Annotated in this window: 15 protein-coding genes and 1 pseudogene; 4 read left to right on the forward strand and 12 right to left on the reverse strand. The window is 64.3% G+C overall.

Features of this window, described 5'->3' with window-relative positions:
- Together VMR39_RS17560 and VMR39_RS17565 are read left to right on the forward strand one after the other, a co-directional pair.
- Positions 1–370 (forward strand): annotated as a pseudogene (locus VMR39_RS17560) (right-handed parallel beta-helix repeat-containing protein); the annotation flags it as partial.
- 31 nt (positions 371–401) lie between these two features.
- Positions 402–596: a hypothetical protein gene (locus tag VMR39_RS17565; RefSeq protein WP_179042493.1), complete on the forward strand. Its 195-nt coding sequence runs from the start codon at positions 402–404 to the stop codon at positions 594–596.
- Positions 597–642: 46 nt separating this feature from the next.
- Here VMR39_RS17565 and VMR39_RS17570 read toward each other — a convergent pair whose 3' ends face one another.
- Complete coding sequence (locus VMR39_RS17570) at positions 643–1,662, reverse strand: class 1 fructose-bisphosphatase (RefSeq protein WP_325417440.1); 1,020 nt, start codon at positions 1,660–1,662, stop codon at positions 643–645.
- Positions 1,663–1,881: 219 nt separating this feature from the next.
- Here VMR39_RS17570 and VMR39_RS17575 point away from each other — a divergent pair, with 219 nt between their 5' ends.
- Positions 1,882–2,667: a TerC family protein gene (locus tag VMR39_RS17575; RefSeq protein ID WP_325417442.1), complete on the forward strand. Its 786-nt coding sequence runs from the start codon at positions 1,882–1,884 to the stop codon at positions 2,665–2,667.
- Between the two features lie 9 nt (positions 2,668–2,676).
- Here the strand turns inward: VMR39_RS17575 and VMR39_RS17580 are convergent, their stop codons facing one another.
- The 11 genes from VMR39_RS17580 to VMR39_RS17630 form a co-directional block, all read right to left on the reverse strand.
- Entirely contained in the window at positions 2,677–3,369 is a 693-nt protein-coding gene (locus VMR39_RS17580; RefSeq protein ID WP_325417444.1) for a hypothetical protein, read from the reverse strand.
- Between the two features lie 100 nt (positions 3,370–3,469).
- Entirely contained in the window at positions 3,470–5,002 is a 1,533-nt protein-coding gene (locus VMR39_RS17585) for a CpaF family protein (protein WP_325417446.1), read from the reverse strand.
- Between the two features lie 94 nt (positions 5,003–5,096).
- Positions 5,097–5,663 carry a hypothetical protein gene (locus VMR39_RS17590; RefSeq protein ID WP_325417448.1) on the reverse strand — a complete coding sequence of 189 codons (567 nt, stop codon included), beginning with the start codon at positions 5,661–5,663 and terminating at the stop codon, positions 5,097–5,099.
- Positions 5,660–7,630, reverse strand: coding sequence for a hypothetical protein (locus tag VMR39_RS17595; protein ID WP_325417450.1), 1,971 nt, complete (start codon positions 7,628–7,630; stop codon positions 5,660–5,662). The genes VMR39_RS17590 and VMR39_RS17595 overlap by 4 nt, the downstream gene beginning before the upstream one ends.
- Before the next feature lie 118 nt (positions 7,631–7,748).
- On the reverse strand, positions 7,749–8,003 hold the full coding sequence (locus tag VMR39_RS17600) for an ATP synthase F1 subunit epsilon (RefSeq protein ID WP_325417452.1): 255 nt from the start codon (positions 8,001–8,003) through the stop codon (positions 7,749–7,751).
- Positions 8,004–8,121: 118 nt separating this feature from the next.
- Entirely contained in the window at positions 8,122–9,567 is a 1,446-nt protein-coding gene (gene atpD / locus VMR39_RS17605; RefSeq protein ID WP_325417454.1) for a F0F1 ATP synthase subunit beta, read from the reverse strand.
- Positions 9,568–9,588: 21 nt separating this feature from the next.
- Complete coding sequence (locus VMR39_RS17610; protein ID WP_325417456.1) at positions 9,589–10,473, reverse strand: F0F1 ATP synthase subunit gamma; 885 nt, start codon at positions 10,471–10,473, stop codon at positions 9,589–9,591.
- Between the two features lie 3 nt (positions 10,474–10,476).
- The gene (locus tag VMR39_RS17615; protein ID WP_325417458.1) at positions 10,477–11,103 is read right to left on the reverse strand and encodes a LysE family translocator; all 627 of its coding nucleotides are present in this window, start codon (positions 11,101–11,103) and stop codon (positions 10,477–10,479) included.
- A 6-nt stretch (positions 11,104–11,109) separates the two neighbouring features.
- Complete coding sequence (atpA, locus tag VMR39_RS17620; RefSeq protein ID WP_325417460.1) at positions 11,110–12,639, reverse strand: F0F1 ATP synthase subunit alpha; 1,530 nt, start codon at positions 12,637–12,639, stop codon at positions 11,110–11,112.
- A gap of 10 nt (positions 12,640–12,649) precedes the next feature.
- Positions 12,650–13,204, reverse strand: a complete 555-nt coding sequence (locus VMR39_RS17625; protein WP_325417462.1) for a F0F1 ATP synthase subunit delta — start codon at positions 13,202–13,204, stop codon at positions 12,650–12,652.
- Positions 13,205–13,392: 188 nt separating this feature from the next.
- Positions 13,393–14,952, reverse strand: a complete 1,560-nt coding sequence (locus VMR39_RS17630; protein ID WP_325417464.1) for a serine protease — start codon at positions 14,950–14,952, stop codon at positions 13,393–13,395.
- A gap of 112 nt (positions 14,953–15,064) precedes the next feature.
- Between VMR39_RS17630 and ada the strand changes: the two genes are divergently transcribed.
- Entirely contained in the window at positions 15,065–16,138 is a 1,074-nt protein-coding gene (ada, locus tag VMR39_RS17635) for a bifunctional DNA-binding transcriptional regulator/O6-methylguanine-DNA methyltransferase Ada (RefSeq protein WP_325417466.1), read from the forward strand.
- Positions 16,139–16,141 lie beyond the last annotated feature (3 nt).

Below are 16,141 nucleotides of genomic sequence, written 5' to 3' on the forward strand. Positions count from 1 at the left end.
CGACCAGGGCGATGGCGGCCATTATCTCAAGACACGCACTGCGCGCGTCACCATTACCGGCAACAGTTTCGACGATAGCGGCGGGTACCTTACCAACTATATGATCGACCTCAGCAACGGGGCGAGCGGCGTCATCAGCGGCAATGAAATGGTGCAGGGCAAGGACAAGGATAACTGGTCCGCCTTCATCACTGTCGCGCCAGAGGGCCGCGAGAATGGCAGCGCCGGGCTGGTGATCGAGGGCAACAAGGCGGGCTTCGTGCCGGGGGTGGCGCGCGGATCGACCTTCGTCGCCAATTTCACCGACGACCCGGTGCGCATCGGCGCGAACGAACTGGCGCCGTCGATGAAGGTCAAGGACCGGCGCTGACTTGCGCGCGCGAAGATGGTAGAACCGCGCCATGCGAACCACCTACGATACCGCCACCGTCCGCCTCTATCATCTTGGCGACGACGGGGCGGCCATGACCATCATGTATGGCCCGCTCAGCCAGGCGCTGCACGTCGCCGAGCAGCAGCCCGCCGAAGTGCAGGACGGCCTGTTCCTGGCGACCGACAATGATGTGGTCGCCTATCTCGACCTGATCGAGGGGTAAGGAGCCTCCGTCCGCTTTTGGCGGACGGAGAATCTCGGTCGGTGGATCAGGCCGCGACCTGTTCCTCGCGGCCATAGGCGACGACCGCCTCTACTTCGGCCTTGTCGCCCAGCACGACGCCGACGCGCTGGTGCAGCGCCTTGGCGGGGAGGTCCATGATGGGAATGAAGCCGTCGCTCGATGCGCCGCCGGCCTGCTCGATCAGGTAGCTCATCGGATTGGCTTCATACATCAGGCGCAGCTTGGCCTTGCCGGGGGTGCGGTGGTCGTAAGGGTACATGAAGATGCCGCCGCGCTTCAGGATACGATGCACGTCCGCCACCATCGAGGCGGTCCAGCGCATGTTGTAATCCTTGCCGCACGGGCCAGCCGTGCCCAGCACGCGTTCGTCGACATAGCGGGTGATGGCCGGCGACCATTGGCGGCGGTTGGACATGTTGATGGCGAACTCGCACTTGCCCTGCGGCATCTTCATGTCCGGATCGGTCATGACCCAGCTGCCGACTTCGCGGTCGAGCGTGAATTCATAGACGCCGGTGCCGACGCTCAGCACCAAAATGGTCTGGGGGCCGTAGATGGCATAGCCCGCCGCGACCTGCTGGCGGCCGTCCTGAAGGAAATCCTCCTCCGTCACGTCGCGACCGGCACAGCCTTCGGGCGCCTTGAGGACGGAGAAGATGGTGCCGACCGACAGGTCGACGTCGATGTTGCTGGAGCCGTCGATCGGGTCGAACAGCATCAGATATTCGCCCTTGGGATAGCGGTTGGGGATGGGATAGATGGTTTCCATCTCTTCCGACGCCATGGCGGCGAGGTGGCCGCCCCATTCATTGGCGTCGAGCAGCAGTTCGTTGGCGATCACGTCCAGCTTCTTCTGCACCTCGCCCTGCACATTCTCGCTGTCGAGGCTGCCCAGCACTTCACCCAGCGCGCCCTTGCCGACCGAATGGCTGATCGTCTTGCAGGCGCGGGCGACGGTTTCAATCAGCAGGCGCAGTTCGCCGGGCAGGACGTTGGCGGTGCGCTGCTGTTCGATCAGGAAGCGGGTGAGGGTGGTGCGAGCCATGAGACGCCTTTCGCGGAAGGGGCGGAAGATCGCGGCCGGGGGCCGGATCCGGAAATGGGATGACAGGCCTTCGCTAGGCGAGAGAAAAGCACTCGTCCAGCGGGGCGCGACATTCCGACCATATGCTAGCGTTGTCATGTTACAAAGGATGTATGGCGGAACCCACTTGCCCTGTTTCCGTTGCGGAACCGTGCCGACCGGCCCCATATGAGGAGCATCATGGACAGTCTGATCACCGCCTTCACCGACCCCACAGCCCTTGCCGCGCTCATCGCGCTGGTTGTGATGGAGGTGGTGCTTGGCATCGACAATCTGGTCTTCATCTCCATCCTCACCAACAAGCTGCCGGAGGCGCAGCGGCCCAAGGCGCGCAAGATCGGCATCGGCCTGGCGCTGGCGATGCGGCTGGTGCTGCTGTCCATGATCGCCTGGATCGTGGGGCTGACGCAGCCGGTGTTCGACCTGGGCTTTAACGGGCCGCTCGACATGCATGGCGCGCCGACCTTCGAGACCGAATTTTCGTGGCGCGACATGATCCTGATCGGCGGCGGCCTGTTCCTGATCTGGAAGGCGACCAAGGAAATCCATCACAGCGTCGATCCGGCGCCCGGCGACGGCGTACTGGACAAAAAGGGCGTGGCGACCATGACCTTCGGCGCGGCGATCGTGCAGATCATCCTGCTCGACATGATCTTCTCGCTCGATTCGATCCTGACCGCAGTAGGCATGACGGATAATCTTGCGGTCATGTATATCGCGGTGATCGTGGCGGTGACGGTTATGCTGATCGCCGCCGACCCGCTCGCCAATTTCATCGCCCGCAACCCGACCGTCGTGATGCTGGCGCTGGGATTCCTGCTGATGATCGGCGCGGTGCTGATCGCCGACGGCTTCGGCGTGCATGTGCCCAAGGGTTATATCTATGCCGCCATGGCCTTCTCGACGCTGGTGGAAGTGCTGAACATCTTCGCCCGCCGGGCGAAGATGCGTCACGGAACGGAGTGATCGAAAAGATCAGAATTCGCGGATCAGCCTGATCCCGGCCTTGGGGCGGAAGACATCGCCATGCGGGCGTTCCGCGCCCAGGCCGGCCTGGACATTGACCTTGGCCGCCAGCCGCTGGTGGATTTGCGGCATGGCGAGAACATAGCCTTCCGATCCGCCGCGATAATTGAGTTCGAGGCCCAGCACCTGCCCGTCCGCGCTGTCGTAGAAAAGCGAATGGTTGACGATGGCGGCATTGCGGCCATGCCCGCCGGAAAAGGAGACATCGCCGAGGCCCGCCATCGACACGCTGCTCCAGCGGTCGTTGTAGCGGTGCGCCAGCATATAGGCGAAGCTGCTGCGGTAATGGCGGGCTTCCCGATCATAGATGCCCAGATATTGCACGCCATGGGCGCTGTGGCCGCCGTTGAATGCGCCGAACGCGGCCTGAAGTCCCAGCTTCAATTCGACCAGCTTTCCATCCTCGAACGGCAGTTCGCCCTCGATCGCGAAGCCGTCGGTCAGCGCATATTCGACTTCGGGCGCCCATTGGATACTGTTGTCGGGACCGGAAAGGGGCGTCGTGGCCAGCGTGTTGGCCTCCAGTTCGCCGCGCTTCGCGCCCAGCGGCCGCATCATGTCGAAGATCATGGGCTCGGGAACCCGCGGATAGTCGGTTTCGGCTTCGGCGGGCGAGCAGAGGCCGATAACAAGAAACGCCATCCCGTGGCGGACGGGATGGCGTATGGTTCGTCGAAACACTGAAAGCTCCCTGTGTCGTGGTTACTCAGCCACTTACGCAGGAGGAGGGGTATTTATTCCCTCAGAGACAGGCTTCCAGGAACGGCTGGTCGAAGCCGAACATGCGCGCCTTGTCGAGGGTGTAGGGGCGCAGGCCCATCGAGCGATATTCGCCGACGATCTTCCCGCTGTCATCCTCGTCATGATACTCGAACTTGAACAGTTCCTGCGTGACGATGACGTCGCCTTCCATGCCGATGACCTCGGTCACGTTGGTGACGCGGCGCGAACCGTCGCGCAGGCGCTTCACCTGTACGATCAGATCGACAGAGTCGGCGATCTGCTTGGAAATGGCCTCCTTCGGGATCTTGATGTCGCCCATCAGGATCATGTTTTCCATACGGCCGAGGCATTCGCGTGGGCTGTTGGAGTGGAGCGTACACATGGACCCGTCATGGCCCGTGTTCATCGCAGCGAGCAGGTCGAAACATTCCGCGCCACGAATTTCGCCCAGGATGATGCGGTCGGGACGCATACGCAGGGCGTTCTTGACGAGGTCGCCGATGGTGATCGCGCCTTGCCCCTCCAGGTTCGGCGGGCGGGTTTCGAGCGGCAGCCAGTGCGGCTGTTGCAGGCGCAGTTCGGCCGCGTCCTCGATCGTCAGCACGCGTTCGCCCGGATCGATCATCTTCGACAGGGCATTGAGCATGGTGGTCTTGCCCGAACCCGTGCCGCCCGAAATCACAATGTTGAACCGGCAGGCGCCCGCAATCTTGAGCGCCGTCGCCATTTTCGGGCTCATCGCGCCCCATTGGGCGAGCATGTCGATGGTGATCGGCTTGGCCGAGAATTTACGGATCGAGATGGCCGTGCCCTTGAGGCTGAGCGGCGGTACGATCACGTTCACACGGGAGCCGTCGGGCAGGCGGGCGTCGGCCAGCGGTGTGGTCTGGTCGACGCGGCGGCCCACCTTGTTGACGATACGCTGCGCGATCTGGAACAGATGCTCTTCGTCGCGAAACTTGATCGGCGCGATCTGGAGCTTGCCCTTCCTTTCGATATAGGTCTGCTCCGGGCCATTCACCATGATGTCGGTGATGTCAGGGTCGGCCAGAAGCTCTTCGAGCGGGCCGAGACCGAGCAGTTCGTCGACCAGCACCTTTTCCAGCGCGAACTGTTCGCGCCGGTTGAGCGTCAGCTTCAGTTCCGCCAGCACTTCCATGATGATCGGGCGAAATTCTTCCGCCAGTTCATCCTTGGTGAGCGTCGCGGCAGCTTCCGGATCGACGCGTTCCAGCAGGCGGGGAAGCACCTGCTCCTTGATCTTGTGGACGCTCGCCTCGAAACCCTGCGGGCCGGCGTCAGGGATATGCTCGGCATTGGCGCGTTCCGACAGGCGCGACATGGCGTCGGCATTGCGCTGCATCTGGGTCGTCGGTGCGGACAGCGGGTCGAACGGCGCTTCCGCGGTCAGGGATGCGATGTCGAGCGGCGGGAACTGATCGCCGCCACGGGGCGCTTCCTCGCGCGCTGCCGCGCCGCCCTGCATCGGGCGGGCCACGCCAAAGCCGGGCTTGATCCCGGCAGGTCCATTTTTCCGTCCAAAGGCGCTCATATGTCTCCGCCGTAATGTTCTGGCCGATCCTGCGAACCCGAGCAGACCGGTCGTCTATGATGAAGGTGAATAGGATGGAAACTTTGATAAAAGGCTAATGGGCCGGTCGGGCGGGCGGCGGAGCGGTTACGAAGCGCGGATCTGCGCTGAACCAGGCGCCGATCCAGCGCCCGCCGGTCAGCAACCGCCGGCCCTGCGGCGTGATATGGATGTGGCCCCGTTCGACCCGGATATTGCCCGACAGGCTCTGTTCCGCGACGCGCCGGTCGATCTGCCGCATGTCGCCCAGATATTCCCGCACATAGACGCGCTCCAGCCCCTGGGCATCGAGCCGCCCATCCTGCGCCTCGATCCGGGCGAGCAGGAACATGGTGATCGATCGGTCGAACGTCACTGGGAAGGTGATGAGGAAGCTGATGTTGAACGCCAGCGACAAAGCGACGCCACCGACCAGCGTGGACGGGTCCGGACGCCAGCGGCCGCGCAGGAGCAGTCCGCCCACGAACAGGATGATCGCCGTCGCTCCGGCCACCATCACCCCCCGGTAGAAGAGGATGGAGAGATGATCGAGCAGCGGGCTGCGGATCAGGCCGATATAGAGCGCGAAGCCGAGGATGACCGCCAACAGATGGCAGAGCAGGAGCCTTGCATAGGTCTTCATGGACGGCCTGCTTTCGGGACGGCGGCGATGCAGATCAGCGCGGAGCGATAGACGCACGGGAAGGCGGGGGGCGGGCCACCGAGGCGGTGCCAGATGGGATCGCGCCGGGCGAACAGCAGATAGTCGATCCGGGCGGCGCGCGCGCGGTGGACGACGTCCTGCGTGGCGAGGGGGCGATCGTAGATCGGCTTCAGCAGGGCCAGGCGATCGGCGGTGGCCTGCGCACCCGATCCGAACAGGTTCGCCTGTTCGTCCGCGATGGCGGGCCAATGATGGCCGTAAAGACCGAAATCCAGCACCCGGAGGGTAATGGCGGGATTATGCTGGAGGACGGCCTTTTCGGGCAGGTTCTCGTCCGCCCAGGCATAGGCCTGTCGCAGCGCATAGGCGGTCGGCGGAGCGTTGTTGACCTCGATCGGCCTGACCGGGAAATAGGGTGGGCGGATCAGGCGCATGCCGAACAGATCCCAGGCGGTTCCCACCGATCCCAGAAGGAGGAGGGCGATCGCCAGCGGATGAAGCCTGCGGAAGGAGGGGACGCTCTGGGCCAGTCGCAGCGTCCAGATCAGCACTGCCGTCACGGGGAATAGGACCGCGCGCCAGCCCAGATCATTGTTGATGATGACCGACTTGAAGAAGCTGGCGACGATCAGCGCCGAAATGGTGCTCCACAGCAGCAACTGGCGGACGGGCAGGCCCTGCGTGCCCGGTCGCCGCCGGGTGCGCCAGTAGAGATAGGCGCCGAGGCCGCAGATGCCGAATTCCAGCCCATAGTTGAGCGGCAGCAGGATCAGGCACCAGAGTTGCGCGGTCAGCGTGTCGGCGGCGAAGATCACGGTGAAGATGCGGACCCCGAAGGCGATGGGGAATGCTTCGGCCGCCCGGCCATGCATGATGTCGTAAAATTGCGGGATGGAGAGCAGCAGGGCGACGCTGCCGGCGACCAGCAGCGTCATGTCGCGCCGTGACAGGCGGAGCAGGGTCCAGCCGGCAAGGAAGGGGGCGATCGTGATGGCGATCCATGCGGATTCACCGAACATGGTGGCGAAGGCCGCGCCGGCCGCGCCGCCCAGGATGAGGCGTTTGCCCGGCGGGGCGCGCGTGACCAGCAGCATTCCGACCCACGCCGCGATCATCGCGCAGACATGATGCGGTACCCACAGGACCGAGGTGCCGAGCGTGCGGATTTCGGTGTTCCAGCTGTCGAGTTCCGGCTCGATCCGATGGACCACCAGATAGCGCAGCAGCATGAAGAGCAGATCGGCGCCCGCCACGAAGCTGAGCAGGATCGCGAGGATCAGCAGCCGACGACCACGGCCGGGCCGGATGAAGGCTGCGTCCGCCGCAACGCGCCATAACAGGGCCGCGATGCCGAAGCCGCTCCAGTAGACCGTGCTGGCAAAGGCCATGCGGGCGCTGATCGCGTCTCCGCCGATCCATTTGACGGCGGCAGGCCAGGCGTAGAAATAATGATAATAGCCGGCGATTCCATCGCGCGCGAAGAAGGGATCGGAGAAGGGGATGCCTTCGAGCAGGATCTGCTCGATCACGGCGCTGTGCTTGACCAGGTCGAGGACGATGAGGCTCTGGTAGAGGCTGCCGTCGATATCCGCGTCGACGAAGCTCCAGGCGCAGATCAGCCACCACGCGAACGCCAGCAGGAAAAAGGGGGCGGGGCGCGTCGTTGCCGGCCATCCCTTCAGCAGCGGCAGGCCATGCAGGGCGAGAGCGGCGTGCAGCAGGATCATCGCCGGGATGCCAGCCAGACGGATCAGCAGGACGTCGAAGATCGGGAGAATGGCCAGCCCCAGCAGCATGGCCCAGCCGATACGCGGCCAATAGCCCTCCATCTCCAGTCCGGCTCTCGACAGCAGCCGGGCCAGTCCCAGTCCGGGGACATAGAGCAGCAGCGGCGCCAGCAGGCTGGCAAGGCCAAGACCTGTGAGGTCCTGAAGCAGATAGGACATGGATACTCCCCGGTTGAGCATCCGATTAGCGGGACAAGGTTAAGGAGCGGCTAACCAAAAAGGCCGCGCTCCTTTTCGGGGAGCGCGGCCTTTTTCAATCTTGTCGATCTGGAGCTTTTCAGCCCGCCTTTTCAGCCAGAACCGTCAGACCCTTTTCATTCACTTCGGCAAAGCCGCCCTCGACCGGGATGATTTCCGGTGCGGCGCCAGCCGATGCGAAGATCTGGATCGAGCCGTCGCGGACGGTCGACATGAAGGGCGCATGGCCTTCCAGCACGCCGAAATCGCCGTCGGTGCCGGGGACGACCACCTGATAGACCTCCTCCGAGCGGACGAGCTTTTCCGGGGTCACGAGTTCGAAATGCAGTGCCATTTTTCTCTATCTCCCCCCTCCCTTTAGGGAGGGGTCGGGGGAGGGGATGTCTGCGGAGAGCTGTGGTTACACGCTCTCCCCTAGCCCCTCCCGCAAGCGGGAGGGGAACAGGTTCAGCTTAGGCTGCCTCGGCCGCCAGCTTCTTCGCCTTCTCGACGGCTTCTTCGATGCCGCCGACCATGTAGAAGGCGTTTTCGGGCAGATGGTCATATTCGCCATCGACCACGGCCTTGAACGACTTCACCGTGTCTTCGATCTGGACGAACTTGCCCGAGATGCCGGTGAAGACTTCGGCGACGTGGAAAGGCTGCGACAGGAACTTCTGGATCTTGCGGGCGCGGGCGACCGTGACCTTATCCTCTTCCGACAGCTCGTCCATGCCCAGGATCGCGATGATGTCCTGAAGCGACTTGTACTTCTGGAGAATCGCCTGAACCGCACGGGCGGTTTCATAATGTTCCTGACCGACGACGCGGGGTTCCAGAACGCGGCTGGTCGAGTCCAGCGGATCGACCGCCGGATAGATGCCCAGTTCCGAGATCGCGCGGTTCAGCACGGTGGTGGCATCAAGGTGCGCGAAGCTGGTGGCCGGCGCGGGGTCGGTCAAGTCGTCCGCGGGGACGTACACGGCCTGCACCGAGGTGATCGAACCCTTGTTGGTCGAGGTGATGCGTTCCTGAAGCGCGCCCATGTCGGTCGACAGGGTCGGCTGATAGCCCACGGCCGAAGGAATACGGCCCAGCAGCGCCGACACTTCCGCGCCCGCCTGGGTGAAGCGGAAGATGTTGTCGACGAAGAACAGCACGTCCTGATTTTCGACGTCGCGGAAATATTCGGCGATGGTCAGGCCCGACAGGGCGACGCGGGCGCGGGCGCCCGGCGGTTCGTTCATCTGGCCGTACACCAGAGCGACCTTGGAGCCTTCGCTGATCGCGTTGCCGTCGGCATCCTTGGCGATGACGTTGGCGTCGAGGAATTCATGGTACAGATCGTTACCTTCACGAGTGCGTTCACCGACGCCCGCGAAGACCGAGGTGCCACCATGGCCCTTGGCGATGTTGTTGATCAGTTCCTGAATGAGAACCGTCTTGCCGACGCCGGCGCCGCCGAACAGGCCGATCTTGCCGCCCTTGGCATAGGGGGCCAGAAGGTCGATGACCTTGATGCCGGTGACGAGGATCGACGCGTCGGTCGACTGGTCGACAAATTCCGGTGCCTTGGCATGGATCGGCGAACGCAGTTCGGTGGCGACCGGGCCGCGCTCGTCGATCGGCTCGCCGACGACGTTCAGGATGCGGCCGAGCGTGGCCGGGCCGACGGGAACGCTGATCTGCGCGCCGGTGTCGGTGACTTCCTGACCACGGGTCAGGCCGTCGGTCGAGTCCATCGCGATGGTGCGGACGGTGTTTTCACCCAGATGCTGGGCGACTTCCAGAACAAGGCGCTGGCCGTTGTTGCTGGTTTCCAGCGCCGAGAGGATCGAGGGGAGTGCATCCGGGAAGGTCACGTCGACGACGGCGCCGATGACCTGCGAAATGCGGCCTACATTGTTGGTGGTTGCCATGACTTATGTCCTTGCCTGCACTTAAAGGGCTTCGGCGCCCGAAATGATTTCGACGAGTTCGGTGGTGATCGCGGCCTGGCGGCCACGGTTATACTGAATGTTCAGCTTGTTGATGAGGTCGCCGGCATTGCGGGTCGCATTGTCCATGGCGGTCATCGATGCGCCCTGTTCGGACGCGTTGTTTTCCAGCAGCGCCTTGAAGATCTGCACCGTCACGTTGCGCGGCAGCAGGTCGTCCAGGATGGCTTCTTCGCTCGGCTCATATTCCACCGTCGCGCCGATGGCGTTGCGGTCGGCGTCGGCCGGGATCTTCACGGGGATGATCTGCTGTTCGGTTGGGATCTGGGCCAGAGCCGACTTGAAGCGCGAGTAGAAGAGGTGGGCGACGTCGAACTTGCCGTTCAGATACATTTCGGTCAGTTCGTGCGCCACCGCCTGCGCCTGGGCGAAGCCCGGCTCCTTGGTGCCGGTCGTGTCGTAATTGGCAACGATCTGGCCGGGGAAGGTGCGGTTGATGACCGGACGGCCCTTGCGGCCGATCAGGTAGAAGATGACCTTCTTGCCGGCTTCTTCCAGTTCGCGCGCCTTGAGGATCGCGGCCTTGACGATGTTCGCGTTGAACGCGCCGGCGAGGCCACGGTCGGAGTTCGCGACGACCAGCAGATGGACGTCGTCCTTGCCGGTGCCGGCGAGCAGCGGGGAGGCGCCTTCGCCCGAACCGCCCGCGATCTTGGTCGCGAGGCTGGCGACGACCGCTTCCAGACGGCTGCTATAGGGGCGAGCGGCTTCCGCAGCGGCCTGCGCCTTGCGCAGCTTCGCGGCGGCGACCATCTGCTTCGCCTTGGTGATCTTTTGCGTCGACTTCACTGAGTCGCGGCGGATCTTCAGTTCTTTCAAGCTGGGCATAATTCAAACATTCCGAGCAAGGGCCAGGCGGCCCGCGAGACCAAAGAAACCGACGCCCATGGCGCCTTCGAACCAGCGCATCGCGCTGCTTTGACCGACCCTGCGGCCAGCCTTGGTGGCGAGCGCCGCGAGCAGCGCGCACCAGACGAAGCCAAGCACATAGACGATCGCGATCAGCAACATGCCCTGCCATGGCGCATCCGGGCCGGTGCCGACGAACTGCGGCAGCGCGGCGAGGAAGAAGATCGCGACCTTCGGGTTCAGCACGGTGCTGATGAAACCCTGCATGAAGGGCGATCCGCCGATCCGGACCCTGGGCGCGTCCTCAGCCGGCGCGGGCTTGATCGCACCGCGCAGCAGGCCGATACCCATCCACGCCAGATAGATCGCGCCGGCGATCTTCACCGCCATGAACAGCCCCGGTATCGCGTTCAGCACGCTGAGGAAGCCGAAGCCGCACAGCAGCATGTAGAACAGGCCGCCCAGCTGGATGCCGCCGATCGCCGCCATCCCCGCCTTCAGCCCACGGCGTGCTGCGTGACCGGCCACCAGCATGGTGTCCGGTCCCGGCAGCAGCACCAGACCGATCGACATCACGGTCCAGGCAAGAAGGGAATGGGCGGTCAGCACTGCGTCTTAAGCGAAGGTCTTGCCGAACGAGTCCAGCGCCGCCTTCAGCTTGGCCTTGGGTTCGTCGCCCAGATCCTTGCTGTCGCGGATCGCGGCCAGCACGTCGGCATGGTCGTGGCGCAGATAGGCCAGCATCGCTTCTTCGTAACGGGTCACGTCCTTGACGGCGACCTTGTCGAGATAGCCGTTGGTGCCGGCGAAGATCGACGCGGTCTGCTCTTCGAAGGGCAGCGGCGAGAACTGGGCCTGCTTCAGCAGTTCGGTCAGGCGCGCACCACGGTTCAGCAGCTTCTGGGTCGACGCGTCGAGGTCCGAACCGAACTGGGCGAAGGCCGCCATTTCGCGATACTGGGCCAGCTCCAGCTTGATCGAGCCGGAAACCTTCTTCATCGCCTTGGTCTGCGCGGCGGAACCGACGCGCGACACCGACAGGCCCACGTTAATGGCCGGGCGGATGCCCTGGTAGAATAGGTTGGTTTCGAGGAAGATCTGGCCGTCGGTGATCGAGATCACGTTGGTCGGAATGTAGGCCGACACGTCGCCCGCCTGCGTTTCGATGATCGGCAGCGCGGTCAGCGAGCCGTTGCCGTTGGCGTCGTTCATCTTGGCTGCACGCTCCAGCAGGCGGCTGTGCAGATAGAACACGTCGCCGGGGTAAGCTTCACGGCCCGGAGGACGACGCAGCAGCAGCGACATCTGGCGATAGGCGACGGCCTGCTTGGAAAGGTCGTCATAGACGATCACGGCGTGCATGCCGTTGTCGCGGAAGAATTCGCCCATGGTGACGCCGGTATAGGGCGCCAGATACTGGAGCGGAGCCGGCTCCGAAGCGGTCGCGGCGACGACGATCGAATATTCCATCGCGCCATTTTCTTCGAGCTGCTTGACGATCTGCGCGACGGTCGAGCGCTTCTGGCCGACGGCGACGTAGATGCAGTAGAGCTTCTTGCTCTCGTCATCGCCTGCGTTGATGCCCTTCTGGTTGATGAAGGTATCGATCGCGACGGCGGTCTTGCCGGTCTGGCGGTCGCCGATGATCAGTTCGCGCTGGCCACGGCCGACGGGGACGAGGGCGTCGATCGCCTTGAGGCCGGTCTGCACGGGTTCATGCACCGACTTGCGGGGGATGATGCCCGGCGCCTTGACTTCGACGCGCTTGCGCTCGGTATACTGGATCGGGCCCTTGCCGTCGATCGGGTTGCCGAGGCCGTCGACCACGCGGCCGAGGAGGCCCTTGCCGACGGGAACGTCGACGATGGTGCCGGTACGCTTGACGACGTCGCCTTCCTTGATCTCGGCGTCCGAGCCGAAGATCACGATGCCGACATTGTCGGCTTCGAGGTTGAGCGCCATGCCCTGAACGCCATTGGCGAACTCGACCATTTCGCCCGCCTGGACGTTGTCGAGGCCATGGACGCGGGCGATGCCGTCACCCACGGTCAGCACGGAACCGACTTCGCTCACCTGCGCTTCGGTGCCGAAATTGGCGATCTGGTCCTTGATGACCTTCGAAATTTCTGCGGCGTTGATATCCATGTTCAGCCTTTCAGCCTTTCATCGCGTGGGCGAGCGTGTTCAAACGGGTGCGGATGGAGGAATCGATCATCTGGCTGCCGATCTTGACGACCAGCCCGCCCAGGATCGCGGGGTCGACCTTGGCATCGACCGCGACTTCGCGACCGACACGGGCCTTCAGGCTCTTTTGCAGAGCGGTGATCTGGGTCTTGCTGAGCGGGTGGGCGCTCGTGACTTCGGCGCGGGCTTCACCCTTGTGATTCGACAGCAGGGTTTCATAGGCGCGGATGACCGCGGGAAGCTGGGCCAGGCGACGGTTCTGGGCGAGCACGCCAAGAAATTTCGTCGTCAGCGCATCGATTCCCATGGAGGATGCGACGGCGGCGATCGTCTTGCCTGCTGCGTCCCGGCTCAGCACGGGGCTGTTGATCAGCCCCTTGAAATCGGCTGATTCGGCCACTGCCGCCTTGAGCGCGGCAAGGCTGTCCGCCACCGTGTCGAGCGAATTTGCGTCGCGCGCCAGATCGAACAGGGCCACCGCATAGCGGCCGCTGAGGCTGGCCTTAATACCGCCGCTAGTCTCCACGCGCTTACCGTCCTCCACTTAATTTGCAAATCGTGCAAAAAAGAGGGGCGCGGTTTGTTACCGTCCCGAACCCCTGATGCCCGGCCGGTTAGCAGTGCCATTATGACTATGCAAGTCATGTGACACGATTCCATCGATAGTATGGAAAAGCGGCAATTTGACTGAGTATTTGCGGTGCGACGAATCGGTTATTCGGCAGGATCGGCCGGGGCAAGCCGGCCCTTCTGGCAATGATAGATGATCCGTTCGTTGGGCTGGGCCGGAAGCAACGCTGTCATATCGCTCTGGAGCGTCGCGATCCTCGCCAGCAGGTCGGAGTCGCTGCCGCAACCCTTCGCCGGCTTGTCCTTCAACAGCCCGCGCACCTTGTCCATCGTGTCGATGTCGGGCAGCCAGCGCTGGACGCGCAGCGTGCCGGTCGCCGGGTCGAACTGGCTGGTCGATACATAATTGGCGTCTTCGGGGATGGTGGGGCGCTGCCACTGGGTGCCGACCGACACATATTGGCTGTCGCCATTGACGCAGCCGCCGTCGGACCAGTTGAAGCCGACATCATTGGGCTGCGATACAGTAAGGCGGCTGCGACTGATATCGACCTTGCAGACATTGTCGCCGGTCCAGGCGAAGGCGCCATTGGCGGTCACGCCTTTGTCGTCGGGCAGCTTGATCCGCTCGTCGATGCTGGAGAAGCTGGGTTTCAGGAAGAAGAGGCCGAGCGCCAGGAACAGCAGCACGCCACCGCCGGCCAGGAACCAGGTCGCCTTCTTCTCCTTGCCCTGGGTGTAGAAGAGGCCGCCCGCGCCAAGGCCCAGCACCGCGAGCGCCAGGAAGACCGCTGCGCCCGCCATCGCGTTTTCGCGCGCGGTGATGACGTCGCGCTCGGCATCGTCGCGCGCCTTGGCCAGCGCCTGTTCGCGCGCATCGGCGCTGGCGCGGGTCTTCTGCTCGCTGGCCTGCGCCTCACGCTGGGTCAGGGCGGCGTCGGCGGCGTCGGCGTCCGCCATGGAGCGGCATCCGACCACGCTATGAAGCGAGGATACGCCCGCCTGTCGCAGGAAGGAGGCGACCTCGCGCCAGGACACGGCAAATCCGAACTCCGCGTCATTGCCGTCCGACACGGACCCGAAGCTGTTCACGCCCAGCACCCGGCCGCAATCGTCGACCAGCGGGCCGCCGCTATTGCCTGCGGCCAGCGGTGCGGTGTGGAGAATCGTGTCGAAGCTCTGGCTCGCACGGCCGGAGGAGATGTTGCCGCTGGTCTTCACCGTCGCCAGCGGCTCGACCAGCTGCTTGAGGCCCAGCCCCTGCGCCCGGTCGACCGTGCCGGGATAGCCGATCGCGGTCACATGCTGCCCGTCGGTAACGGCCCCGGCGTAGAAGGTGCTGACCGGCAGGCGGCCTTCCTCCAGCTGGATGAGGGCGAGGTCGTTGCCCGGCGAATAGGCGATGATTCGCCCGCCATAGGTCTTGGTCCCTTCGGACGGGATCACGCCGATTACGAGATTCTTCTCCTCGCGCGCCAGTTCGACGACATGGGCGTTGGTCAGCACCTTATCCGGCGCGACCGCAAAGCCGCTGCCATGGCCGACGAAATAGGCGTCAGACCCGTCGGTCGCGACCAGCGCGACGCGGACCACGCCGCGCGCGGCGGCGGCGATATCCTGCTGCTCGGCATGCAGCGATGCCGGCGCGATCAGCGCCAGGGTGAAGCCAAGAATAGGGGCGAAGCGGCGGAGGAAGGGGACCATCGTGGCGCATTCATATGCAATGGCTGGCGCGGTGCAATCGGGAAAAGGCAAAATGCTTTGACGGCAAGGCGCGGGAAGCATGGCGGGCGGCCGTCCTCTATCCCATATGGTCATGAACCAGATGACTAGCCTTTCGCCCGTCACGCCGGCCCGCTCCCCCGCGATGCCTGATGCCGATGCCTGCTGGCGCGCGTTCCTGGCGCGCGACCGGGCGATGGACGGGCGCTTTGTCGGCTGTGTCGTCACCACTGGCATCTATTGCAAGCCAAGCTGCGCCGCGCGCCACCCGAAGCGGGAAAATATGTCCTTCCTGCCCGATCCGGCGGGGGCGCGGGCGGCGGGATATCGCGCCTGCCTGCGCTGTCGTCCGGATGAGATCGGGCGCGACCGGCTGGCGGTCGAAAAGGCCATCGCCCTGATCGAGGCGGCGGAGGAAGCGCCCCGACTGGACGAGATCGCCGATCATGTCGGCTACGCCCCGCATCATTTCCATCGCCTGTTCAAGCGCGAGACGGGCCTGACGCCGGCCGCCTATGCGCGCGGATTGCGGGCCGAGCGGCTGAAGGCGGCGCTGGACCAGGGCGGCAGCGTGACGGAGGCGATCTACGAGGCGGGCTATAATGCGCCGAGCCGCGCCTATGCCGATGCCGAGAAGCATCTGGGCATGACGCCCACGGCCTGGAAGGATGGCGGGCGCGGTGCGACGATCCGCTGGCGCACGATCGACAGCAGCCTTGGCCCGGTGCTGGTGGCGGCGACGGACAGGGGGCTGTGTCGCATCAGCTTCGGTGAGGGCGAGGCGGAGTTGCGCGGCCGCTTTCCCCATGCGGATATCCGCCCGGCCGATCCCGCGCTCGATGCCATGGCGCAGCGGGTCGCGGCGCTGGTCGACGATCCCGCTGCCGGCGCGGACCTGCCGATCGACGTGCGCGGAACCGAGTTCCAGCAGGCGATCTGGGCTGCCTTGCGCGCCATCCCGCCCGGCGAGACGCGCAGCTATGGCGATATCGCCGCCGCAATCGGTCGTCCGGGCGCGGTGCGGGCGGCGGGTACGGCCTGTGGCGACAACAATCTGGCAGTTCTGATCCCCTGCCACCGCGTCGTCCGGAGTGACGGCAGCATGGGCGGCTATGCCTGGGGACTGGACCGGAAGCAGGCGCTGCTTGCGCGCGAAGGCGCCAAGTAGCGG

This window comes from Sphingobium sp., assembly GCF_035511395.1.
Lineage (GTDB): Bacteria > Pseudomonadota > Alphaproteobacteria > Sphingomonadales > Sphingomonadaceae > Sphingobium.